Origin of the sequence: Streptomyces sp. MMG1121 (assembly GCF_001280015.1) — a bacterium.
In the GTDB taxonomy this organism is placed as follows: domain Bacteria; phylum Actinomycetota; class Actinomycetes; order Streptomycetales; family Streptomycetaceae; genus Streptomyces.
This window is the reverse complement of the sequence record NZ_LGDV01000262.1, coordinates 80849-103982: the sequence shown is the minus strand read 5'-3', so window position 1 is coordinate 103982 and position 23134 is coordinate 80849. Positions and strand designations below refer to the sequence as shown.

General features: G+C 71.7%; 16 protein-coding genes and 2 pseudogenes. 11 read left to right on the top strand and 7 right to left on the bottom strand.

The window, feature by feature from the left end:
* Positions 1–145: 145 nt before the first annotated feature.
* The 4 genes and pseudogenes from ADK64_RS49425 (at position 146) to ADK64_RS41415 (ending at position 3495) form a co-directional block, all read left to right on the top strand.
* Complete coding sequence (locus tag ADK64_RS49425) at positions 146–709, top strand: hypothetical protein (RefSeq protein ID WP_420713120.1); 564 nt, start codon at positions 146–148, stop codon at positions 707–709.
* Positions 706–1119 (top strand): annotated as a pseudogene (locus ADK64_RS49420) (sugar phosphate isomerase/epimerase); the annotation flags it as partial. The gene ADK64_RS49425 and the pseudogene ADK64_RS49420, both read left to right, overlap by 4 nt.
* A gap of 408 nt (positions 1120–1527) precedes the next feature.
* The gene (locus ADK64_RS41420) at positions 1528–2697 is read left to right on the top strand and encodes an acyltransferase family protein (protein WP_053667420.1); all 1170 of its coding nucleotides are present in this window, start codon (positions 1528–1530) and stop codon (positions 2695–2697) included.
* A gap of 89 nt (positions 2698–2786) precedes the next feature.
* Positions 2787–3495, top strand: a pseudogene (locus ADK64_RS41415) (class I SAM-dependent methyltransferase).
* A gap of 48 nt (positions 3496–3543) precedes the next feature.
* On the opposite strand, the gene ADK64_RS41410 reads toward ADK64_RS41415, so the two are convergent.
* The 5 genes from ADK64_RS41410 to ADK64_RS41390 all read right to left on the bottom strand — a co-directional run bounded on the left by ADK64_RS41410 (position 3544) and on the right by ADK64_RS41390 (position 9441).
* A complete protein-coding gene (locus ADK64_RS41410) occupies positions 3544–3786 on the bottom strand; it encodes a chaplin (protein ID WP_053667484.1) in 243 nt (80 codons plus the stop codon).
* Positions 3787–4037: 251 nt separating this feature from the next.
* Positions 4038–5393 carry an FAD-binding protein gene (locus ADK64_RS41405; protein WP_053667419.1) on the bottom strand — a complete coding sequence of 452 codons (1356 nt, stop codon included), beginning with the start codon at positions 5391–5393 and terminating at the stop codon, positions 4038–4040.
* A gap of 50 nt (positions 5394–5443) precedes the next feature.
* Positions 5444–6262 (bottom strand): inositol monophosphatase family protein, encoded by an 819-nt coding sequence (locus tag ADK64_RS41400; RefSeq protein WP_053667418.1) that lies wholly within the window; start codon positions 6260–6262, stop codon positions 5444–5446.
* A 60-nt stretch (positions 6263–6322) separates the two neighbouring features.
* The gene (locus ADK64_RS41395; RefSeq protein WP_234384936.1) at positions 6323–8110 is read right to left on the bottom strand and encodes an RICIN domain-containing protein; all 1788 of its coding nucleotides are present in this window, start codon (positions 8108–8110) and stop codon (positions 6323–6325) included.
* A 146-nt stretch (positions 8111–8256) separates the two neighbouring features.
* Complete coding sequence (locus ADK64_RS41390; RefSeq protein ID WP_234384935.1) at positions 8257–9441, bottom strand: FAD-dependent oxidoreductase; 1185 nt, start codon at positions 9439–9441, stop codon at positions 8257–8259.
* 197 nt (positions 9442–9638) lie between these two features.
* Here ADK64_RS41390 and ADK64_RS41385 point away from each other — a divergent pair, with 197 nt between their 5' ends.
* Entirely contained in the window at positions 9639–10646 is a 1008-nt protein-coding gene (locus ADK64_RS41385; protein ID WP_199829858.1) for a Ppx/GppA family phosphatase, read from the top strand.
* A gap of 131 nt (positions 10647–10777) precedes the next feature.
* Here the strand turns inward: ADK64_RS41385 and ADK64_RS41380 are convergent, their stop codons facing one another.
* Positions 10778–11917, bottom strand: a complete 1140-nt coding sequence (locus ADK64_RS41380) for a GNAT family N-acetyltransferase (RefSeq protein ID WP_420713119.1) — start codon at positions 11915–11917, stop codon at positions 10778–10780.
* A 465-nt stretch (positions 11918–12382) separates the two neighbouring features.
* Between ADK64_RS41380 and ADK64_RS41375 the strand changes: the two genes are divergently transcribed.
* The 6 genes from ADK64_RS41375 to ADK64_RS41350 all read left to right on the top strand — a co-directional run bounded on the left by ADK64_RS41375 (position 12383) and on the right by ADK64_RS41350 (position 19602).
* Positions 12383–12805 carry a PaaI family thioesterase gene (locus ADK64_RS41375; protein ID WP_053667415.1) on the top strand — a complete coding sequence of 141 codons (423 nt, stop codon included), beginning with the start codon at positions 12383–12385 and terminating at the stop codon, positions 12803–12805.
* A gap of 228 nt (positions 12806–13033) precedes the next feature.
* Positions 13034–15652 carry a TIM-barrel domain-containing protein gene (locus tag ADK64_RS41370; RefSeq protein ID WP_053667414.1) on the top strand — a complete coding sequence of 873 codons (2619 nt, stop codon included), beginning with the start codon at positions 13034–13036 and terminating at the stop codon, positions 15650–15652.
* Positions 15653–15781: 129 nt separating this feature from the next.
* Entirely contained in the window at positions 15782–16996 is a 1215-nt protein-coding gene (locus ADK64_RS41365) for a carbohydrate-binding protein (protein ID WP_053667413.1), read from the top strand.
* 111 nt (positions 16997–17107) lie between these two features.
* Positions 17108–17884 carry a polysaccharide lyase family 7 protein gene (locus ADK64_RS41360; protein ID WP_053667412.1) on the top strand — a complete coding sequence of 259 codons (777 nt, stop codon included), beginning with the start codon at positions 17108–17110 and terminating at the stop codon, positions 17882–17884.
* A 93-nt stretch (positions 17885–17977) separates the two neighbouring features.
* Positions 17978–18439 (top strand): hypothetical protein, encoded by a 462-nt coding sequence (locus tag ADK64_RS41355; RefSeq protein WP_053667411.1) that lies wholly within the window; start codon positions 17978–17980, stop codon positions 18437–18439.
* A gap of 188 nt (positions 18440–18627) precedes the next feature.
* Positions 18628–19602: a hypothetical protein gene (locus ADK64_RS41350; RefSeq protein ID WP_053667410.1), complete on the top strand. Its 975-nt coding sequence runs from the start codon at positions 18628–18630 to the stop codon at positions 19600–19602.
* A 56-nt stretch (positions 19603–19658) separates the two neighbouring features.
* On the opposite strand, the gene ADK64_RS41345 is transcribed toward ADK64_RS41350, so the two are convergent.
* Positions 19659–23033 carry a pyruvate carboxylase gene (locus ADK64_RS41345; RefSeq protein WP_053667409.1) on the bottom strand — a complete coding sequence of 1125 codons (3375 nt, stop codon included), beginning with the start codon at positions 23031–23033 and terminating at the stop codon, positions 19659–19661.
* Positions 23034–23134 lie beyond the last annotated feature (101 nt).

Sequence of the window (23134 nt, the reverse complement as noted above, 5' to 3'; positions counted from 1 at the left end):
CACACAGCGCGTCGGACCCTCCGGCGGGAGACCCGAACTCCGTCACCGAGCCGGCCGTCGAGAGGGACGCCGGTGGATCTGGACGCCGTCGCCGACGAGCCGTACACGCTGCGGCCCGACCAGTTCGTCGCCGCCCGCGCCCGGCGTGCCCTGGAGGCTCGCACCGCTGGCGACCGGACGCTCGCCCAGCGGATCGGCGCGTTGCGGCGGCCTGGGCCGGAGTCTCCACGTCCACCGTCAGCCGGCGGAGGTACGGGCGCTGCTCGCATCCGGCGAGGAACCGCGCCGCGCACACCGCGAACCGGACGGGACGCGGGTGCGCCGGATCGCCCGCCGGCAGAACGAGGTGACCGGCTCCCACCGTCGGCAGACCCGCCAGCCGGCCGCGCAGGCCGGGCATCCGGTGAGCGAGGGGGTGCGGCGCGAGATCGAGGAGACCCCGCACGCCGTACTCGCCGACCCGGCCGCGGGGCGGCACAGCACCGAGGTGCTGACGGACTGGGTGGGCCGCTGCACGGACGCCTTCGACACCGAGTCCCGCGAGTGGATCGCCGGCCGGGCCGCCGGCGACGCGCCCACCGGCCCCTCGGCCAGGGACGGCTACGCCGCCGCCGTCCTCACCGCCGCGACGGTCGAGGCCCTGGAGTCCGGGCGCGTCGTCGCCACGGACCTCGAACCCCGCCCCGCCTTCCGTGGAAACGCCGCGTGAAGATCACCCTCGACCCGTACATGTCCCGCGCCCTGCCGATCGAAGCCATGGTCCGCACGGTGGCCGAACTCGGCTACGAATACGTCGAGTTGTCGCCCGCGACGACTTCATGCCCTTTTCGTGCACCCGCGCGCGGGCGAAGAGCGCGTCGCCGAGCCGAAGAACTTCCTGCGCGCGTACGGCGTACGGCTGTCCTCGGTGCTGCCGCTGTTCGAGCGGAAGGGCATCGCCCTGAACCTGGAGGCGCACCCGGACGACTTCCGCGAGGAGAACGCCCCGCGGCCGACCTGGTCCGCGTGATCAACAAGCCGTGGGTGAACCACCTCTACTGCGCCCCGCACTCCTTCCGATCCGTCGGCGCACGTGGCGGGGTCCTCAACCCACCCGGCACCCCGGCCCGCATGCACCGCCCGGGAGGAGCGGGCCCGGTAGTCCTCGGCCTTCATGCTGGAACGGACCAGGAGGGAACTGCCCTGGCAATTTCTCCCGCGTCATTCCTTCCGAATTCATTCCGAGTAATTACCCTCCACGAGACAGACTGTGCGACGGCGCAGGCGGCCTCGCGGTTCCCGAACTTTGCATGGATTGTGGGGAGATTCCGGGCATTGAACATCGGCCCGTGCGCCCAAATTGTGAGGATCAATACAGTGCGGCGTGTCGTCACCCGTAAGGGTGCACCGGCCCGGCTGTCCGTGGCATACAGAAGGGCGCGTCGTTCGGCAGCAGTGTGATGTTTGCCATGTGACGCACATGATCGGAGGTGAACGGGCAACGTTCCCCTTCATGCCCCACGCCAATCCTCTGCGGCAGGTGATTCGATGACCACGGCGACGACCCGGGCGCTCCGGACGACGCCGCCCTCTCCTGACGGTGAGACCACCGCCAGGGACTCCCCGCGCGCCACCAGTCCCTCACTGCCGTCCCTCACGGGACTGCGGTGGATGGCAGCGCTGCTCGTGTTCGGACTGCACGTGAACAACTTCGGATACTTCGGTGGCACCGGCGGCAGCCTGGTGTACTGGGGTTTCAGTTCCGGCGCCACCGGAGTGTCGTTCTTCTTTGTGTTGTCCGGCTTTGTACTGACCTGGTCCGCAAGACCTCATGACCGGGCGCTCGGCTTCTGGCGGCGACGCGTCGCGCGGATCTATCCGGTGCACCTCGTCACCGTCGGACTCGCGTTCCTCCTCGCGCTCACGCTGGAGCGCAACGCACAGCCGACGCCGAAGCAGGCGGTGGCCAACGTGCTCCTGTTGCACTCCTGGTGGCGGCCCTGGTGGCAGACCCTCAACCCGGTCAGCTGGTCCCTGGCCTGTGAGGCCTTCTTCTACGCCTCCTTCCCGCTGCTGATCCTGCTGCTGCGCCGGCTCGGCGTGCGCGGCTCGGTCGCGCTGGGCGGGCTGTCGCTGGTGGCGATCGTGGTGATCTCCCGGGCGGACTCCCACCACTGGTGGACCTACGCGCTGTACTCGTTCCCGGCCGCCCGGCTGCCCGAGTTCGTTCTCGGCGCGGTCACCGCGCGGCTGGTCCTGCTCGGCCGCTGGCGCGGACCCGGCCTCGAGGCCTCGATGGCCCTGGCGATCATCGGCTACTTCCTGGTCCCGCAGGCCCCGCTCGGCTACTCCGCCACCATGTGCACGATCATCGGCTTCACCCTGCTGATCCCGGCGGCGGCGAACGCGGATCTGAAGGGGCTGCCCTCGATGTGGCGCGGCCGGCGAGTGGTACGGCTCGGAGAGCTGTCCTTCGCCTTCTACATGGTCCACCTGCTCGTGCTGCGCGCGGGAACGCACCTGCTGGGCGTCAAACCGCATTTCGGTGCCCTGATGGGGGCGACGGTCACGGTGATCGTGTTCGCCCTCTCGCTCGGCCTGTCCTGGCTGCTGTACGAGGCGGTGGAGGTCCCGGCGCGGCGCCTGCTGCTGCGCCGGCGCCGCGGCCCGGCCCCGGTGCCGGCCCATCGCGAGGCCCAGCCGGTGGCGCGCGACTGAGTGAGCGGGCCGCGGCTCACGATCTGGTGTCCCGGCCGTCCGTCCTCTGGATTCCCGTCATCGGGTGAGGAGGCAGGACGGACCGGGACATCCGTACGTCGGAAGACGTGAAGCGGCTCCTGGACGGGCTGTTCGCCCCCGGAGTCCGACCGCCGCGCGGCCGCGCGGCGGGACGGTTTCCGCGCGGACCGGGACAGACCGGGTCCGTTCTTCGTGTCGAAACCGGACGAGAACCTGGTGTCCTGTCTGGACCGCGGTCTGATCACTCCGGGGCGGGCCCTCGGCCTGCAGTGCGGACCGGGCCGCAACGCCCTGTACCCCACCGCGCGGATTCGCGGTGGACGCGGCCGATCTCTCCCCCACGGTGATCGCCGTGGCCGACGAGCGCGCCCTCGAGGCGGGGCCGAAGTCCGGTTCCGCCGCGGTGACGCCTTCGCCACGGGCGCGCCTGCGGGCCCGTACGACCTCGTCTACGACCCCGGCTGCTTCCACCACCTGCCGCCGCACCGCCGCATCAGCTGCCTCGCCCTGCCGAAGCGCGTGCCGGCACCAGACGGGCACTTCGCGCTCACCTGCTTCGCGGCCGGCCGGATGGGCTCCGGGCTCCCCGACGCCGCCTTTCACCACGAGCCCGGCCTGCACGGCGGCCTCGCCTGCACGCCCGAGTCGCTGCGCCGGGCCTTCTCGGACCTGGAGGAGAGCGGACTGCGGGCCGTGCGGCGGCAGTCGGCGGACTCCGTACTGTTCGGGGAGGACTTCCTCTGGACGGGCGTCTTCCGCCGCGCCGCGCGTACCTGAACAGCCGTGTGCCGGCTCTCGCGGTGCGGGAGCCGGCGCGCGAGGGCGTCACTTGGTGGTGCAGGAGTTCCCGGTGGCCGGGTTCAGCAGGGCGATGATGTCGATGCTGTTGCCGCAGAGGTTGATCGGAATGTTCACCGGGACCTGGATGACGTCGCCCGACAGGAGACCCGGGCTGTTGTTGGCGGAACCGACCGTCGGGCCCGGGTCGGCCGCAAAGGCTGTCGCCGAGCCTCCCAGGGCAAGGACACCTGCGAGCACGGCCGTTGTGGCGAAACTGCGAAGACGCATGATCTGCCTCACTGCTTGACGTTGGGGCGTTTCCATCACACCCGCGCCGTGCGCCGGCCGCCTCTTCGGCTACGCCGTTCGGGCGCCCCCGCCGGTTGCCGGGATCGGTTCCGGCGTCGCTGACGTCGTAGGACGTCGGGCCACCGCTCACGCCGGTGACGGTCTTCAGCGTGGTCCCGCTCTGCCCGTCGCAGGAGGCCGTGGCGGGCCTGCCCCGGGCGGTGTCGGCCGTTTCGCACGAGCCACGACCTTCAGAACCGCAGACCGTGCCCCCGGGCCAGGACGTGATGCGGGTCGTGGCGCTTCTTGGCCTCGGCGAGGCTCGGCCACCAACTCCCGTAATGGTCGCGCCAGTCGGCGGTGGACATCGGCAGGGCGTTGACGGGATAGGCGACGGCGCCCTCGGACCGGGCGAGGTCGTAGGCGGTGCGATTGGCCGCCACCATGGCCGCGACCGTCTCCGGGCCGTCGGGCGGTGCCGTGCGCAACAGGGCGAACAGGTACAGGACTTCACCGGGCGGACGGCGGAAGAGGGGCGCGCGCAGCGGGCGGGAGAGCAGCGGGTAGAGCAGCACGAGGCCGGTGTCGCGCAGGTCGTGGAAGGCCGGGTCGGCGAGTACGGCGCGGACGACGGACTCGGCACGGTCGTGCGGGAGCAGCAGGTTGAGCCACGGGTGCGGGTGCAGCCACTCCCCCGTCCCGGTGAGGACCTCCTCGTCCGTGTCCACGCGGTGGGCGAAGTCGGCGTAGGTGAGGTCGGCCCTCTCCACACGCGCGGGGTCGTGGGAGAGCCCGCCGAGCAGCGCGGTGTCGTCGGGCGGGAGCCGGGCCGGGTGCGGGGCGACGGCCTCGATCATGTACGGCCGGCTGTCGTCGGCCGGGCGGGCCTGGCCCTCCAGATGGGCGAAGCGCCCTTCCTCGGCGAGCATCCGCTGGTCGGCGAGGCAGCGGGTGAGGTCGCTGTAGTACAGGCAGTAGCGGCGGACCAGGGCGGGCGCGGGGACCAGGCGCAGGGTGGCGGTGACGATCACGGCGCACTGGCCGAGACCGGCGAGTACGGCGTGGAACAGTTCGGGGTCCCGGTCGGGCGAGCACACGCGGTGCTCCCCGGCACCGGTCACCACCTCCAGCGCCGACACCTGGTCCGCGACCAGGCCGTACCGGTGGGTGGCGCCGCCGAGCCCGCCCGCGGACAGCACGCCGCCCACGCTCGCGCCGAGATAGTCGGTGAGGACGGGGGGTGTGAGCCCGTGCGGCAGGGTGGCGGCGAGGACGTCCCGCCACAACGCACCTGCCTGTACGGTCACTTGACGGTCGGCCACGGGACCGATCCGGTGCAGGCCGCGCAGGTCCACGACGATCCCGCCGCCCGCCTGTCCCTGGCCGTACATCGAGTGGCCGCCGCCGCGCACACCTACGGGGATGCCCCGGGGGCCGGCGAACTCCAGCAGGCGCTGGATCTCGGCGGCGGACCGTGGGCGCAGCACGGCGCGCGGCACGGCCCGGACGATATGCCCGAAGTCCTCCGCGGCAGTGCGGAGGGCCGCCGGGCCGGTGTCCAGGGCCGGGCCGAAGTGCGCTGTGAGGTCGTCGTCGGCCGGATGCATGCGGGCATCACATCAGACGGCGGCGCCCGCGTCGAGAACGCCTCTCCCAGCTAATCCACCCCGGCCGTCCGGTGCTTGACCAGGTCCATCAGTGCGGCGTGCGTCCGGGCGTCGGCGGCCGCGATCAGCCCGCCCGCGCCGCTCAGCACGGGCTCGCCGTCGAGGCCGGTCACCGTGCAGCCCGCAGCCTGGCACAGGGCGATACCGGCCGCGAAGTGCACACTGTCGCGCAGGTCGCCGTCGGTGACGTAGGCGGCCCGGCGTCCGGCGGCCACCCAGGCCACCGCCAGGGTGCTGGAGATCACCCGGGGCCGGAACCGCTCGGCGAAGCCCGGGTCGGCCAGGAGGCGGGCGGCCCGGAAGCGGGGCGCGTTGGGGAACGGCGGGTCGAGGTTGACGTCCACCAGCGCGGACCCGGCCGACGGCGTGAGCCGTTCGTCGGCTCCGTCGCCCGAGCGGACCCGGGCCGCCTCGCCGTCGGTCCAGAACACCTCGCCGCTGAAGGGGTCGGCGGTGGCCGCGGCCGTGGTGCGCGCACCGTCCCGCAGGGCGACGTTGACGCCGACGAGCATGTTCCGCACGGCGTAGTTGAGGGTGCCGCACAGGGGGTCGACGAGCCAGCGGCGGCGGGCGTCGGCGGCGCCGGAGCGGCCGCTCTCCTCACCGGTCACCGCGTCGTCGGGGCGGGCGGCGCGCAGCACGTCCAGGATGACCCGCTCGGCGGCCAGGTCCGCCTCGGTGGCGAAGTCACCGCCGGACTTGTCGTGGCGTGCCAGTCGGCTGCCGTAGAGGTCTCGGACCACGGCTGCGCCCGCCTGGACCGCGGTCACGGCCAGGCGGGCGTCGGAATCCCCGTTGGTGATCGACATCCGAGCAGGATAGCCGGACGTCCGCTGATCAGGGCGGTCCGAAGCGGCTTTCGCGGGGCGCTAGTTCGCGGTCAGGGACAGGGTCTGCTCGGCGGCGGTGCGGCCCGCGCCGACGGAACGTCCGCCGCCGTCCGTCCAGGTGCGCGCCGGGGTGGTCTCGGCCAGCCGGCCGGAGGCGCCGGAGAGGCCGAGGACGAGGCCGCTGTAGCGGTTGACCAGGCGGTAGGTGCGGCCGTCGGCGCTCGGGATCACGAACCACTGCTGTCCGACGGTCGGCCCGCCGGCCGGTGTCCTGGTGACGGTGGGCTTGGCGCCCCAGGCGCGGCCCGCGGTGGAGGCGGAGTCGACGCCTAGCAGCCGGCCGCTCGCGGCGTTGGCGAGGGTGAAGGCACCGTCGCCGGTCGGTGTGAAGAACCAGGTGTCCCGGCCCGACCCGGTGCGCCTGGCCAGCGAGGTGGTGGCGGAACCGCCGGCCGCCTGGGCGAGGAACCGGCCCGCGCCGCTGGCGATGCGGTAGCCACGGCGGGTGTCCAGGGGCGCGGCCGCCGGGGCGGTGGAGTCGAGGGTGATGTCGACGTACTCCCCGGAGGCGTCGTGCGAGCAGCCGAAGGAGCAGTACGAACGGAAGGTCTTGCCGACGATCGCGGAGCTGGTGCGATTGGCGCTGTCGAGGAACCAGCGGTACCACGAGGCGTCGGTGTAGCTGCCGGTGTCCCCGATGAGACGCCACTTCTGGGTCGTCAAGTCACTGGTGGCATACAGGTATTGGGGCGCATTGCCGCTTTGGTCGACGGCCTGGGGTTCGCCGATGTAGAGGCCGAGATAGGCGTCGTAGGTGATGTTCATGACGAACAGCGGCGAGGTCGGCGGCATCTTGCCGGCCGTGATCTGCTGGTCGGCGGTACCCGTGTTGGCCGGGTCGTACTCGGCCGGGGCGGGCGTGTAGCCGGTGGGGTGGTCGGCGTCGACCGGGACGACGTTGCTCTCCTTGCCGCCGGTGCCGGGCTGGGACCAGGCGCCGTCGTACCACTTCTGCCAGGAGCCGGGGGCCATCTTGGCGGAGATCGGGGCGCGGGCGACGTGCTCGTAGAACGCCTTCCAGCTGCCGCTCTTGTCGATGATCCGGGAGCCGTAATAGACGTAGAAGTAGCCGGAGGCGGTGTCGACGAAGAGCCGCTGGTCGCCGTCGCCGTAGGAGTACGTCTGGTTCGGGAAGGCGGCCGTGTCCCCGCGCCGGGTGCTGTACGGCGAGGTGATCACATGGTTCTTGATGGTCCAGGTGCGGCCGTGGTCGGTGGAGACGGCGTAGTCGATGGCGTCGTAGTGCAGTCCGTCGCCGAAGGGCTGCGGGGTGAACTCGTTGTGCACGAGGCCGTACCAGTCACCGGTGTCGGGGTCGACCCACGTCCCGGACAGGTCGCAGTAGTTCTTCTGGGCGTAACCCGAGCCGCTCGGCGCGTACGTCGCCTCCTTGCCGGTGGGGCTGTTGTTGCACCGCCAGGTGGTGTCGTCGTTGCGGTCGGCGGAGTTGGCCGGGTTGACCGCCTTGCTGAGCGTCTTGTCGAAGGTGGCGGTGTCGAAGTCCTTTCCGGTGTAGAAGTCCCAGGTGCGCGGGTCCTTGGCGCCGTACAGCGCGGCGGACTGCTGGTAGTGGAAGGTGCCGTCCGTGTCGAGGTACGGGGTGGCGGGGGTGTCCGTGGGGTGGGTGAACGGTACCGGGGTCCCCACGATCACGCTGTACGTGGCGTCGGCGGGTGCCGTGGCCGATGCCGGGGACGCGGCGGCGCCGCCCAGGACCAGGGCGACAGCCGTCGAGGTCGCCGCCACGGCACCGCCTGCTCTGCTCAAGAGTCGCAACTGTGCTCCTTGTTGCCGAAGGGCCGGTTGCACGGAACGATCCGGCCCCGGCGGTTTCCCCGGCAATGGACTCCAGTGCTCCGCCTCTTGCACTTTCGCGCGCGGGCGCACCCTCCTGGGTCCGGTGTGCGCCCCGGTCAGTGTTCCTCGGGCGGGACGGCGGACAGCGGGGTGTTCCAGTCCAGTTGCCGGATGAGCCCCTCGTCCGGGGCGGTGGGGCGGGCCACGACGGGGCTGCCCTGTCGGGCCGGTTTGCTGCCGCCGCGGGAGAGACTGCCACTGACGGTGATGTTGCGCTCCACCCGCGGGCGACGGTGTCCCTCGTATGCCACCGACGCGGCCTGTGTGCCGGGCAGATCGCGTAGCGCCTTGGCGAGGACGACGGCGTCCTCCAGCGCCATCGACGCGCCCTGACCGGTCGCCGGGGAGGCCGCGTGGGCCGCGTCGCCGATGAGCAGCACACGACCCGTGTGCCACGGGGTGCCGAGCGGCAGCTCGGTGGCGTTGGTGACCAGGACCGGACCGACGGAGGCGGCGACGATGTCCGCGGCGGGCGAGGAGTCCTTGCGCAGTAGCGGCAGCAACTCCTCGCGCCAGGCGGCCTGGTGCGCGGTTCCGTCGGCGAGCAGGGCCTCGGTGTTCACTCGGGCGAACCAGTACGTCTGCCCCGCCGGTGACACCGCGTACCCGAAGGTGGTCTCGCTGCCCCGGACGAAGGTGATGGCACCGCTCGGGCCCGCGTCGTCGGCGGTGCCGGTGTAGCCGTAGAAGACCCGTTGGCCCGAGTAGACGGGGCGCACCTCGGGGTCGAGGATCGCGCGCACGGTGGAGTTGAGCCCGTCGGCGCCGACGAGCAGGTCCGCGTCGACGGTGGTGCCGTCGGCGAAGCGCGCGGTCACCGCGTCCGGGCCGTCGCTCACGTCGACCAGGCGGGCGCCGTGGCGCAGGCGGATGCCACGCCGGGCCGCCTCGCCCTGGAGGGCCGCGTTCAGCTCGCCGCGGCGCAGGCAGCGAAAGCGCAGGGCGGGGTCGGTCACCTCGCCGAGCGGCCGGTGCGCCTGCTCGGTGCCCTGGCTGTCGAGCAGCCGGAGCGAAGTCAGCGGAAAACCGATGGCCGTGACCGCGTCCGTGGCGTCGAGCTGGGCCAGGGCGCGCATGCCGTCGCTCGCCAGCGTCAGGAACGCGCCGATGTCCGCCGCCGTGTCGGGATGTGCCTCGTACACGGTGACGTCGCACCCGGCCTTGTCCAGCCCGAGCGCTGCCGCGGTCCCCGCGATGCCGCCGCCGATCACCAGTACCCTCGTCGCGTCCGTCCCGCTCAAGTGCCGCTCCCAGCTCCGACAGTGATGGCCACCATCTAAGGGCAGAGCCGGGGCGGTGTCGGCGGCAACGGCCGAGATCCGGACAGCGGTGCGGGGGCGGTTCGGGGACCGTGACGCGAGGTGCTGTGCACGGGCGGTACCCAGGTGCGCCCCCACGATGACGGGTTTTCGACGGGGAAGTGGGTACCGTCCCGGCCATGCGGCTGAGCGTGGTGGATGCGGGGTCGAACACGGTCCGGTTGGTGATCGCGGATGTGGAGGGGGGCGTTCCGCTGCCGGTGCACACGGTCAAGTGGAAGCTGCGCCTGTCCGAACACGTCGGTCCGGACGGCACCATCGCCGACGAGGCGGTGGAGGGTCTGGTGCAGGCGGTGGCCGCGGCGGGGGCGACGGCCCGGCGCTGGCACGCGTCGGGGCCGCTCGCCTTCGCGACCGCGGTGGTCCGTGGTGCCCCGAACCGGCAGGAGGTGCTGCGCCGGGTGGCCGCCGGGACCGGCATCCGCATGTGCACCCTGCCGGGCGAGACCGAGGCAGAGCTGACCTTCCTGGCGGCGCGGCGCTGGCTCGGCTGGCACGCGGGCCCCCTCGCGCTGCTCGACATCGGCGGCGGTTCGCTGGAGGTGGCCTTCGGGCGTGGCCGTCTGCCCGACTTCGCCGCCTCCCTCCCGCTCGGCGCGAGACGGCTGACCCGGGAACATCTCGGCGTCCAGGATCCGCCGGGGCCGGCCGAGCTGAAGGAGCTGCGCCGCCGGATCCGTCACGACCTGCGGGACGTGGCCGCGAGGATCCGCTGGGAGGCGCCGCGCACCGCCGCCGTCAGCTCCCGTACGTTCCAGCAGCTGGCCCGGCTGTGCGGGACGGTGCCCGGGCGCTACGGCCCGTTCGTGCGGCGGGAGATGCGCTGCGCGGACCTGCGTGAGGCGGTGCGTTCGCTCGCCTCGCTGCCCGCCGCCGAGCGCGCCCGGCTGCCCGGCATCTCCGCGCCGCGCGCCGAGCAGAGCCTGGCCGGGGCGGTCGTGGGGCACACGGCGCTGAAGCTCATGGGGCTGCGCCGGGTCGTCGTCCTGCCGTGGGCGATCCGCGAGGGGGTTCTGCTCCGCTACCTGGAGGACGGCGCCGACTGGTGGACGCACGTCACCGGCGCCGCGGACACGGCGGGCCCGGCACCGGCGGCGGCCCTGCGCATCGCCGGCCCGCCGGCGTGACCTCCGCAAGGGGTGACCCCGGACCACAGGCACCCCGGGCCCCCGTGGGCCACAGGCACCCCGTGGGCCACAACCACGCCGGCACCAAGGGGGCCATGGGCACCACTGGGGTCACCCCCTTCACCGGACGCTCAGCGCAGGTCTCGTGCCGAGTCCCGGGCGGCCGGGGACGTCGTCGCGCCCTGTGTGCGGAACCTGCCCACCGTCTTCAGCAACTGGTCGGCCGGATCGCGCAGTACGGGGTGGGCCAGCACCGTGTTGCGCAGGCCGCGGACCGGCCGGCGCCACAGCCGGTGGGCCAGGGCCACCGGGTGGGCGCGGGCCGCAAAACCCTCGCCGACCCGCAGTTCACGGGTCTTGAGCCAGTCCTTGTACTCCTTGTCGCCCCGGCCCAGATCGACCAGGGTCACTCCGGCCCGGGCCGCCGCCTCGGCCGTGCGCAGGTGCATCATCAACCCCGGTGAGTAGTAGTGCAGTTCGGGGTCGTACGCGGTGAACCAGGCCGCCAGCACGGTGCTCGACCGGGGGCCGAAGTGGGCCGCGACCGGCCGGTCGCCCGCGTACAGCACGGACAGCACACCGGTGAAGTGCTCCTCGTGCACGTGGAAGAGATGGTCGACGAGACCGACGATCCACGGCCGGGAGAAGCGGTCCATACGGCCGGTCCTGCGGTACTGCGCGGACTTCCAGCGCATGAGCGTACGCAGGGCTCCGGGGTCGCGCTCGTCGAACACGAACCGCACCTCGCCGATGTCCCGGCCGAGCCGTCGTTCCTTCTTCAGGGTCGTCTTGGCCAGCCCCGGATAGGTCGCCCGCAGCCACTGCGGATAGCCGCCGTCGCCGGGTTTCACATCGATCACCGGGGAGGCGAAGGTGCCGGTGACGTGCGGGGCGAACGGCCGCTGCTCCTGGACGAGATGGTCGAACTCGAAGATGCTGAGCCCGCAGGCCCGCAGCAGTTCCTCGGCGTTCCAGGTGAGCCCGGGGCGGTGCACGAGGGCCTGGCAGTCGGACAGCCCGAGCCCGATGGCCCGGCCGGTGCCGAGCGGCCCGCGTTCGTACGGGAGGAAGCCGGCCGGCGTCCCGCCCTCGCGCAGGACCGCGATCCGGGCCCCGCCCCGGAAGAGACCGACGCCGGTCGCGAACTCCGGCGCCAGAAACGGATTGGCGTACTCGGGCGACTCGTCCATCGCCCGGTGCCAGGCGGCACGCAGCTCGGGCGTCAGCTCGCCGGGTCTGTGGATGGTGATCTTCACGTCAGCTCTGCTCACGTCAGCTCTGCTCATGGTGCGTGGATCACGGCTCATGGATCGCATGCGCGACCGCTCCCCCCACGACGCGCCGGGCGCGTCCTGCCATTCGTACCGATGTCTGCGTCCCCACCGTGCGCGACTGCTCAAACGGCGCGAAACAGTACGCACACCCTCAAGGGTGCCCCAGGCGACGGAGGGTCCGCCATGGGTCTGCGGACATCGGTGCGGAGTGCAGGCCCTGTGCGCCGGTCACCGAGGTGCGCGTGGTCCTCGGCCGGACGGAGGGCGTGGGCGGCGGGGCCGGTGAACCACGGCGAGCCGATTCCACACGGGGGTCGCCACGACCGCGCTCCGGCTCCGCGCAGTGGCCGGTCGGCAGACAGCCCGGCGAGCCGGGCGACCTCGTGCTGGCCAATCCCCGTCGGCCGTCGCAGGATTGACGACCGATCAGCGTGATCCGTCCCGTGTGAAAGGCGGTACCCCATGCTATCCGTCCCGACCCCCGCCGGCCTGCTGGCCGCCATGCCCTTCGCGGCCGGGCTGGGCATCGAACTGAAGGAGGCCACCGCCGAACGCACCGTCGGCACGCTGGCCTGGTCCTCCGAGGTGTGTACCGCCGGGGGCGCCCTGCACGGCGGCGCGCTGATGGCGCTGGCGGACAGTGTCGGGGCGGTGTGCGCCTATCTGAATCTGCCCGCGGGCGCGTCCGGCACCTCGACGGTGGAGTCCAAGACCAACTTCCTGCGGGCGGTCACCGCCGGGCACGTCCACGCCACCGCCCGGCCGCTGCACCTCGGCGGCACGCTCCTCGTGGTGCAGACCGATCTGCGCGACGACCGGGAGCGATTGGTCGGGCAGACCACGCAGACCCAGATCGTGCTCCGGAAGCAGGCCGACGCCGGCTGAACGGCACGCGCACCGAGGCCGGCCCCCGCCGCCAGGGGGCCGACCTTCGCCGTGCTCTTGACATGAACCTGCATCAACCCCGAGTCTTCGTGCGTGAAGTTGCTCGATTGAAGCTCATTTCGAGCGTCTACGAGCAAGAGACCCGCAAGAACAGTCAGTCCGCAGTGCTGCGAGGGGAGCTGTTCCGCCGTGCGAAGAGTGCCAAGACCGCGACGACCGCGTCACCGTGTGCCCTGGCCGGCCTGGGTGCCGCTGGGGCTGGCGACCGCCCTGGCGGCGACCGTGCTCGCCGCCCCGGCCCCCGCCCGGGCCGCCACCACCGCCGGTGCCGTACTGGATTCCGCCCACAGCAGCGTCAGCTGGCAGAGCCCGGTCTACGCCAAAGGCACCGGCGGCGGCACCGAGAGCTGCCCGGACGCCGCCGCCGACCCCGACAACTCGGTCTGCGACCGCTTCGACCTGACCGTCTCGGTGCCGGACGGCTACTGGAACGACAACCCCGAGGGCGGCGTCCCGCTGTCGGTCAAGTGGGACAAGCCCTCCGACGACTTCGACCTGTACGTCTACGACGACCAGGGCAAACAGGTGGCGTCCAGCGCGGGCACCGCCGACCCCGAGGCCACGCTGATCCCGCGGGCGTCGGGGACGTACCACGTGCTGGTCGTGCCGTACGACGTCCACGACAACTCGTTCACCGCCGCCGCGTATCTGCCGGCGACCACGGACGCAGGTGACCTCACGTCCTTCTCTGGCGGCCGGGGCAGCTACACCATCGGGGCGGGGCGGCTGACCGCGCGGGCCGACTTCCTGACGGGGGGTCAACTCAGGCTCCAGGCCGACCCGTCCGGATCGCTCAGCGATCCGGCGGGGACCGCGATCATACGCCAGGAGCCCGCTCTCCAGCGGCACACCTCGTCCTTCGACGCGGGCGCCTACTACGGCATCCGTTCCCCGGAGGCCGTGCTGCGCGTGTACAAGAGTCCGCTGCGCTTCGGGTTGTACAAGCCCGACAACCGCACCCGGATCTGGCAGGAGGACAAGCCGCTGCGCTGGTCGACCGGCGGGATGCGGCAGAGCCTGGTGCGGGGCGCGGACGAGCAGTTCTTCGGCGGCGGCGAGCAGAACGGCAGCTTCTCGCACCGCGACCGGACGATGTACGTGGCCAACAGCTTCGACTGGGACGAGGGCGGCTACAACAACTCCCAGCCGTTCTACCTCTCCAGCGCGGGCTACGGCGTCTTCCGCAACACCTTCGCACCGGGCGTGTACTCCTTCGGCCAACCGGTCACGACCGGTGAGCAGGAACGACGCCTGGACGCCTACTACTTCCTCGGTGATGCCAAGCAAGTCATCGGCAAGTACACGGCATTGGTCGGCAAGCCGTTCATGCCGCCGCTGTACGGCCTCGAACCCGGCGACTCCGACTGCTACCTGCACAACGCCAACCGGGGCGAGAGGCACACCCTGGACGCGCTGAAGATCGCCGACGGCTACACCGAGCACCAGATGCCGCTCGGGTGGATGCTGGTCAACGACGGCTACGGCTGCGGGTACGAGAACCTGGAGCAGACCGCGAAGGGACTCCAGGACCATCACGCCCAGCTCGGCCTGTGGACCCAGGACGGCATCGACAAGCTCGCCGACCAGGTCAAGGCGGGCCAGCGGGTGGCCAAGCTGGACGTGGCCTGGGTCGGCAACGGCTACAAGTTCGCGCTGGACGCGTGCGACGCGGCGAAGAAGGGGATCGAGGACAACAGCGACGCGCGCGGTTTCGTCTGGCTGCCGGTGTCCTGGGCGGGCGCCCAGCGCTGCGGGGTGCTGTGGAGCGGCGACCAGAAGCTGTCCTGGGACTACATCCGCTGGCAGATCCCGACGTACGCCGGGGCGACCATGTCCGGCATCGCCTACAACACCGGTGACGTGGGCAGCATCTACCGCCACGATCCCCAGATGTACGCCCGCGACCTGCAGTGGAAGGCCTTCCTGCCGGCCATCATGACCATGGACGGCTGGGCCAGCGACCTCACCACCGGCAAGCCCGCCGATCAGCAGCCCTGGCTGGACGGGGAGCCGTACACCTCGATCAACCGCAAGTACCTGCAACTGAAGGAACAGTTGCTGCCGTACATGTACACGCTGTCCGCCGAGGCCGCGAAGACCGGGGTGGGTGCGGTGCGTCCGCTGTGGCTGGAGTACCCGGACGACCCCCGCACCCTGTCGGACCAGGCGAAGTACGAGTTCCTGTCCGGGCCCGACTTCCTCGTCGCCCCGGTCTACCAGGATTCCGACACCCGCGACGGCATCTATCTGCCGAAGGGCACCTGGACCGACTACTGGACCGGCCGCACCTATCAGGGGCCGACCACGGTCAACGGCTATCACGCCCCGCTCGACACGCTTCCGCTGTTCGTACGCGAGGGTGCGGTCGTGCCCATGTGGCCGAAGGGGACGACGAGTTGGCAGACCCGGGACCGGCACGAGCTGGACTGGGACCTGTATCCGGCGGTCCACGGCACGAGTCACTACACGCTGTACGAGGACGACGGGACGACCCGCGACTTCAGCAAGGGTGCGGCGGCCACGCAGCAGGTGTCGATGCGGGCCGACGGCGGCGGCAGGACCGTCTCCGTGGGCGCGAGCCGGGGTGAGTACGCCGGCAAGGTGGACGCCCGCTCGTACCGGTTCACCGTGCACGGCGCCGCGGCGCCCGCGCGCGTGCTGCTCGACGGTCGCCAACTTCCCTCCTCCACCTGGTCGTTCGACCCGAGCACCCGGGTCACGACGATCACCACGCCGAGTCTGCCGCTCGACCGCGGATTCACCGTGCGACTGGTCGACGGCAGGTAAAGGAATCGCATGGTCTAGTCCAAACAGCAAGCTGGTCTAGTCCAACTCATTGACGTGGCCGCAACAGCTCCCGGAGGGTGGGGGCTCCCCGAATCGGGGCTCCCCACCCCCACCCTCTGGAGGCACGCAGTGAGACGTCTTCGGGCATGTCTGGGCGCGGCGGCGGCCGTCACGCTGGCCGCCGCCGGCACGACCGCGCTCGTCGCGGGCAACGCCTCGGGCGCGACCACCGCGCTGAGCAACCGCTGGTACGCCGCCGCCCCTTATCTGATGCCGCTGGACAACGACCCGCCGGACCCGTCCGCCATCATGGACGCGACCGGCCTCAAGGCCTTCCAGCTGGCGTTCGTCCTCGCCCCCAACGGCGGCGGCTGCTCGCCGACCTGGGGCGGTACCGCACCCGTCTCCTCGGACACCGCCGTACAGTCGGTGATCAACACCATCCGCGCCAAGGGTGGTGACGTCTCGGTCTCCATCGGCGGCTACGGTGGCACGAAGCTCGGCCAGACCTGCGCCGACCCCGCCGCCACGGCGGCGGCCTACCAGCAGGTCATCACCAAGTACGGCCTGCACGCCATCGACTTCGACCTGGAGGAGCCGGAGTACGAGAACACGGCGGCGATCCACAACGAGATCGGCGCGGCCAAGATCCTCCAGCAGGACAACCCGGGGCTGTACGTCTCCGTGACGACGGCCGGCACCGCGGACGGCACCGGCTGGTTCGGCAAGCAGATGCTGCTGGAGGCCAAGTCCCAGGGGTTCACGCCGAACAACTTCTCCATCATGCCGTTCGACGGCGGCTTCAGCGGGGCGGCGAGCCAGACCAGCGCGCTGACCAACTTCAACTCGATCCTGCAGTCGACCTTCGGCTGGGACCAGGCGACCGCTTACGCCCACGAGGGCTTCTCCGGCATGAACGGCCGCAGTGACTCGGGCGAGTACTTCAGCCAGGCGGACTTCCAGACCGTGCTGGACTACGCGACGAGCCACAACATGGACCGCTTCACGTTCTGGTCCCTGAACCGCGACCGGCAGTGCAGTCCGCCGGACAACGGCGGCCGGACATCGGGCACCTGCTCCAGCGTGGCGCAGAGCGACTGGGACTTCGCCAAGTACTCGGTGAAGTTCGCCGGAGTGACCCCGCCGACCACCACACCGACCCCCACGCCGACGCCGACACCCACTCCCACCTCGTGCAGGACGGCGTGGAGTGCGTCGGCGGTGTACACCGCGGGCGACGAGGTCTCGTACGGCAACCACAACTGGAAGGCCAAGTGGTGGACCCAGAACGAGGTGCCCGGCGCCGCGCAGTGGGGGCCCTGGGATGACGAGGGCGCCTGCTGAACCTCTTGACGCGGTTGGTTCAGACCTCTAGCTTCTCGGGTCACCGACGACCAAGGATGCGTTCAGCGTTCAGAATGCTGAACGCATCCCGGTCCGCTGAAGGGACCCCCCATGACTCGATCCCGGCTCCTCGCCGTGCCCACCACCACGGGCCTCGCCCTCGCCCTCCTCCTGCTCGCCGGCCCCGGCGCGCTCGCCGCCGACCCGCACGTGGCCCCCGGCGGCAACTTCGACCTGTCCGTCTGGCAGCTCCAGGAGCCGGTCGGCTCCCCGGGCAAGCCCACCACCATCCCCTCCTCCCGGCTCCAGGGCGCGGACGGCTACCAGGACGCGTACTTCTACACCGACACCCGCGACGGGGCGATGACCTTCTGGGCACCGGAGAAGGGCGTCACCACCCCGAACTCGAACTACGCCCGCTCCGAGCTGCGCGAGATGAACCGCGACGGCAGCGCCGCCGACTGGTCGTTGTCCGGTTCGCACAAGATGAGCGCGACCCTGCGCGTGGTGTCGGTGACCCAGAACGTGTGCGTGGGCCAGATACACCTCGGCAGCGGCGGTTCGTCCACCAAGCCGCTGCTGGAGCTGTACTACCACGCGAACGGCGACATCGTGCTGGGCACCGAGAACTCGCCCTCCGGCGGCCAGACCACGCACACCGTGGGCCACGTGGCCATCGGCAAGACGTGGAGCTACACCATCGCCGTCTCCGGCGGCAACACCATCGACCTGACCGTGGGCGGCACCACCACCCACTACGCCATCGCGTCGTCCTTCAAGCAGTACAAGCAGTACTTCAAGGCCGGTTCCTACAACCAGTCCTCCTCCGACAGCACCACCAACGGTGCCCGTGTCGCGTTCTACGGCCTGACCGTCGCACACGGCTGACACGCGGTCCGACCTGCGCGACTGGTGCAAATGGCCGCACGGTCGTAGCGTCGAGTGAACGCGGTCGAACACAGCACAACGGTGGGAGCGACCATGCGCGGATCAGTGATGGGAACGGCGGTGACCCTGGCGGCGGGAACCCTGCTGACAGCGGCGATGACGACGGCGTCGGCCAGTCCGCCGACCGCCGCCACGACGCCCGTCAAAGCCGGCCCGGCGCAGCACGTCCTCGTCGACTGCTTCTTCCATCGCAACGTCCGCCCGAACGACTTCATCCTGGCCTGCGGCGACGGCAACAGCCGGCTCACCGGACTCCACTGGAGCGCGTGGGGTCCGTACCGGGCGCAGGCCGTGGGCGTGAACATGGTGAACGACTGCAAGCCGTACTGCGCGGCCGGCACCTTCCACGCCTACCCGGTGGTCATTCGGCTCAGCGGCGAGCAGCCGTGGAAGAAGCATCCCTCCTTCCAGCGCTACACCCAGATCAGCCTGACCTACCCCGACACCCGGCCGGATGCCTTCAAGCAGGTCATGACCTACTCTCTCTGGGACTGACCAGCTGCCCGAAATCGTCCGGGCGCGCCGCGTACGGCGCCGGGTGCTGGGCCGCGCGGGCGATCCCGCGGACCCGGCACCCGGCCCGGCCGACCGGCGCGGCCTCATGTCGGTGTGGCCCGCTCTATGTTGATGTGACCAACACTCCGGTATTCCGGCGCCCGTGCGCCGTCCTGAGATGAGGTCACATGCCCCGACTTCCCCGCCTGGCCGGTGCCGCCACGGCCGCGCTCGCGCTCGGCGTGATCGCGGCGGCGCCCGCCGCCGGCACCGGGCCGGTCGTCACCGACGCGCACATCGTCACCCATTTCGACCTGGCCACCGGACAGACGCCCGAGAACATCGCGCTCGAACACGACGGCTCCGCCGATCTGACCCTCGCCTTCGCCCGGCAGATCGCCCATGTCACCCCCGACGGGCGGTCGTACATCCGCGCGACCCTGCCGTCCGTCGGCAAGCCCGCCACCCCCCTCGTGCACAACGCCATCGTCACCGGCATCGCCCGCGCCCACGACGGCACCCTGTACGTCAACTACGCGACCGGCACCGCGAAGACCGGCATCTGGCGCCTCGCCCCCGGTGACGCGCCCGAGCAGATCGCCCAACTGCCCTCGAACGGCTTCCCCAACGGCCTGGCCCTCGACGAGCGCCATCGGGTGCTGTACGCCACCGACTCGGTGCTCGGCACCGTCTGGCGCATCCCGCAGGACGGCGGCCCGGCCAAGGCCTGGGCCCGGGAGACCGCGCTGGGCCCGCTGCCGGCTCCGGCCCGCGGATACGGCGCCAACGGCGTCAAGGTGCACCGCGGTGCCGTGTGGGTGTCCAACTCCGACCGTGGGACGCTGCTGCGCATCCCGATCGGCCAGGACGGCTCGGCGAGCCCGGCCGAGACCCGGGCGAGCGGCCTGGAGGGCATCGACGACTTCGCCTTCACCGGGGCCGGCCGCACGGTGCTGGCCGCGCTGAACACCGGCAAGCAGGTCCTCCTGGTGCGCCGCGACGGCACGCACGCGGTCGCCCTCACCGAGCAGGACGGGCTCTCCAACCCGACCGCCGTCGCCGTGCTCGGCCGGACCGTCTACGTGGCGGACGCCGCGTACTTCACCAGGAAGGACCCGAACCTGCTGCTGGCCCGGCTCCGGGAGCACCCCGGCCGGCTCTAGCGGTACGCGACCGTGCGCGCCGCGACCGTGCTCCGGTCGCGGCGCGCACGGTCGGGTCAGGCGATCTCGGCCAGCAGGTCGCCGCCCTCCACCTGCTGGATCCGGTTGATGGCCAGCCGGGAGATCCGGCCCGCCTTCGGCGCGGTGATCGTGGCCTCCATCTTCATCGCCTCGATGGTGGCGATGGTGGCACCGGCCGCGACCTCGGCCCCCTCGGCCACCGCGAGCGTCACCACACCGGCGAACGGCGCCGCGACGTGGCCGGGGTTGGCGCGGTCGGCCTTCTCCGTCACCGGCACGTCCGAGGCGGCGGCGCGGTCACGGACCTGGATGGGGCGCAACTGGCCGTTGAGCGAGGACATCACGGTGCGCATACCGCGCTCGTCCGCCTCGCCGACCGCCTGGAGTTCGATGAGCAGCCGGACGCCGGGCTCCAGGTCGACGGCGTACTCCTTGGCGGGGCGCAGGCCGTAGAAGAACGCCTTGCTGTCCAGCACGCTGGTGTCGCCGAAGGTCTGGCGGTGCGTGTCGAACTCGCGCGTCGGGCCGGGGAACAGCAGCCGGTTGAGCGTGGCCCGGGTGTCCTTGGCCAGCCCCTCGCGGTCCTCGGCGGACAGCTCGGGAGCGGGCTTGGGCTCCCCGCGGCCCTTGAGCGCCTTGGTGCGGAACGGCTCGGGCCAGCCGCCGGGCGGGGTGCCCAGTTCGCCGCGCAGGAAGCCGATGACCGAGTCGGGGATGTCGAACCGGTCGGGCGTCGCCTCGAAGTCCGCCGGGGAGACACCGGCGCCGACCAGGTGCAGGGCGAGGTCGCCGACCACCTTGGACGACGGCGTGACCTTCACGAGGTGGCCGAGGATGCGGTCGGCGGCGGCGTACATCGCCTCGATGTCCTCGAAGCGGTCGCCGAGGCCGAGCGCGACGGCCTGGGTGCGCAGGTTGGACAGCTGCCCGCCGGGGATCTCGTGGTGGTAGACGCGGCCGGTCGGCGAGGCGAGGCCCGCCTCGAACGGGGCGTAGACCTTGCGGACGCCCTCCCAGTACGGCTCCAGGTCACCGACGGCCTGGAGGTCGAGTCCGGTGGGGCGTTCGGAGTGGTCGGTGGCGGCGACGAGCGCCGACAGCGACGGCTGCGAGGTCGTCCCCGCCATGGAGGCCACCGCGCCGTCCACCGCGTCGGCACCCGCCTGGATCGCGGCGAGATAGGTGGCGAGCTGGCCGCCCGCCGTGTCGTGCGTGTGCAGATGCACGGGCAGGTCGAACTCGCGGCGCAGTGCGGACACGAGCTTGGCCGCGGCCGGTGCGCGCAGCAGTCCGGCCATGTCCTTGACGGCCAGGACGTGCGCGCCCGCGTCGACGATCTGCTCGGCGAGCCGCAGGTAGTAGTCGAGGGTGTAGAGCCGCTCGGCCGGGTCGTTGAGGTCGGCGGTGTAGCACAGGGCGACCTCGGCGACCGCGGTGCCGGTCTCGCGTACGGCCTCGATGGCGGGCCGCATCTGGCCGACGTCGTTGAGGGCGTCGAAGATGCGGAAGATGTCGATGCCGGTGGCGGCGGCCTCCTGGACGAAGGTGTCGGTCACCTCGGTCGGGTACGGGGTGTAGCCGACGGTGTTACGGCCGCGCAGCAGCATCTGGAGGCAGATGTTGGGGACGGCCTCGCGCAGGGCGGCGAGCCGCTCCCAGGGGTCCTCGGCGAGGAAGCGCAGGGCGACGTCGTAGGTGGCGCCGCCCCAGCACTCCAGGGACAACAGCTGCGGCAGGGTGCGGGCGACGACCGGGGCGACCGCGAGGAGGTCCTTGCTGCGCACGCGGGTGGCGAGCAGCGACTGGTGGGCGTCGCGGAAGGTGGTGTCGGTGACGCCGAGGGTCGGCGACTCGCGCAGCTGCCGGGCGAAGCCCTCGGGGCCGAGGTCGACGAGCAGTTGACGGGAGCCGGCCGGGGGCTCGCCGGCCGGGAGCGGGGGCAGCTTGGTGACCGGGTCGAGCAGGTCGGGGCGTTCGCCGTGCGGCTTGTTGACCGTGATGTCGGCGAGATAGGTGAGCAGCTTGGTGCCGCGGTCGGCGGAGGAGCGGGCGGTGAGCAGATGCGGACGCTGCTCGATGAAGGAGGTGGTGACGCGGCCCGCCTGGAAGTCCGGGTCGTCCAGGACGGCCTGGAGGAACGGGATGTTGGTGGCCACGCCACGGATGCGGAACTCGGCCACGGCACGCCGGGCGCGTCCGACGGCGGCGCTGAAGTCCCGGCCCCGGCAGGTGAGTTTGACCAGCATCGAGTCGAAGTGCGCGCTGATCTCCGTACCCGCGTGGGTGGTGCCGCCGTCGAGGCGGATGCCGGAGCCGCCCGGGGAGCGGTAGGCGCTGATCCGGCCGGTGTCCGGGCGGAAGCCGTTGGCGGGGTCCTCGGTGGTGATACGGCACTGGAGGGCGGCGCCGCGCAGGGTGATCGTCTCCTGGGAGAGCCCGAGGCCGGCGAGGGTCTCGCCGGCGGCGATGCGCAGCTGGGCCTGGACCAGGTCGACGTCGGTGACCTCCTCGGTGACCGTGTGCTCGACCTGGATGCGGGGGTTCATCTCGATGAAGACGTGGTTGCCGTCGGGGTCGAGGAGGAACTCCACGGTGCCCGCGTTGCGGTAGCCGATCTCGCGGGCGAAGCGGACGGCGTCGGCGCAGATGCGGTCGCGCAGCTCCGGGTCGAGGTTGGGGGCGGGGGCCAGCTCGATGACCTTCTGGTGGCGGCGCTGCAGTGAGCAGTCGCGTTCGTAGAGGTGGATGACGTTGCCCTCGCCGTCGGCGAGGATCTGCACCTCGATGTGGCGCGGGTCCACGACGGCCTTCTCCAGGAAGACGGTCGGGTCGCCGAACGCGGAGGCCGCCTCGCGGGAGGCCGCCTCGATGGACTCGCGCAGCTGGGCCGGCTCCGCCACCCGGCGCATGCCGCGCCCGCCGCCGCCGGCGACCGCCTTGACGAAGACGGGGAAGCCGATCTCCTCGGCGGCGCGGACCAGTTCGTCCACGTCGTTGGAGGGCTCGGAGGAGCCGAGCACGGGTACGCCGGCCGCGCGTGCGGCGGCGACCGCGCGGGCCTTGTTGCCGGTCAGCTCCAGGATGTGGGCGCTGGGGCCGACGAAGGTGATGCCCGCCTCCTCGCACGCCCGGGCCAGTTCGGGGTTCTCGGACAGGAAGCCGTAACCGGGATAGACGGCGTCGGCGCCCGCCCGGCGGGCGGCGGCCACGATCTCCTCGACGGAGAGATAGGCCCGCACCGGATGCCCCGGTTCCCCGATCTCGTAGGCCTCGTCGGCCTTCAGCCGGTGCAACGAGTTGCGGTCCTCGTGCGGGAACACGGCGACGGTTCGCGCCCCGAGTTCGTAGCCCGCCCGGAACGCGCGGATCGCGATCTCTCCACGGTTGGCGACCAGCACCTTGCGGAACATCCTGGATTCCCTTCAGCTGCCTGTCGGCGACGAACACCACGGTGTCTGCCACGCCTGCCGTATCTCGCGGCAACCTTAGGGGTTCTCCCCGGTGTCGACGT

Excerpts from the sequence above, each read along its gene's own strand:
- ADK64_RS41360 (WP_053667412.1), top strand. The coding sequence starts at position 17,108 with ATGACTCGATCCCGGCTCCTCGCCGTGCCCACCACCACGGGCCTCGCC.
- ADK64_RS41345 (WP_053667409.1), bottom strand. The coding sequence starts at position 23,033 with ATGTTCCGCAAGGTGCTGGTCGCCAACCGTGGAGAGATCGCGATCCGC.
- ADK64_RS41350 (WP_053667410.1), top strand. The coding sequence starts at position 18,628 with ATGCCCCGACTTCCCCGCCTGGCCGGTGCCGCCACGGCCGCGCTCGCG.
- ADK64_RS41385 (WP_199829858.1), top strand. The coding sequence starts at position 9,639 with ATGCGGCTGAGCGTGGTGGATGCGGGGTCGAACACGGTCCGGTTGGTG.
- ADK64_RS41375 (WP_053667415.1), top strand. The coding sequence starts at position 12,383 with ATGCTATCCGTCCCGACCCCCGCCGGCCTGCTGGCCGCCATGCCCTTC.
- ADK64_RS41410 (WP_053667484.1), bottom strand. The coding sequence starts at position 3,786 with ATGCGTCTTCGCAGTTTCGCCACAACGGCCGTGCTCGCAGGTGTCCTT.
- ADK64_RS41420 (WP_053667420.1), top strand. The coding sequence starts at position 1,528 with ATGACCACGGCGACGACCCGGGCGCTCCGGACGACGCCGCCCTCTCCT.
- ADK64_RS41405 (WP_053667419.1), bottom strand. The coding sequence starts at position 5,393 with ATGCATCCGGCCGACGACGACCTCACAGCGCACTTCGGCCCGGCCCTG.
- ADK64_RS41355 (WP_053667411.1), top strand. The coding sequence starts at position 17,978 with ATGCGCGGATCAGTGATGGGAACGGCGGTGACCCTGGCGGCGGGAACC.
- ADK64_RS41400 (WP_053667418.1), bottom strand. The coding sequence starts at position 6,262 with ATGTCGATCACCAACGGGGATTCCGACGCCCGCCTGGCCGTGACCGCG.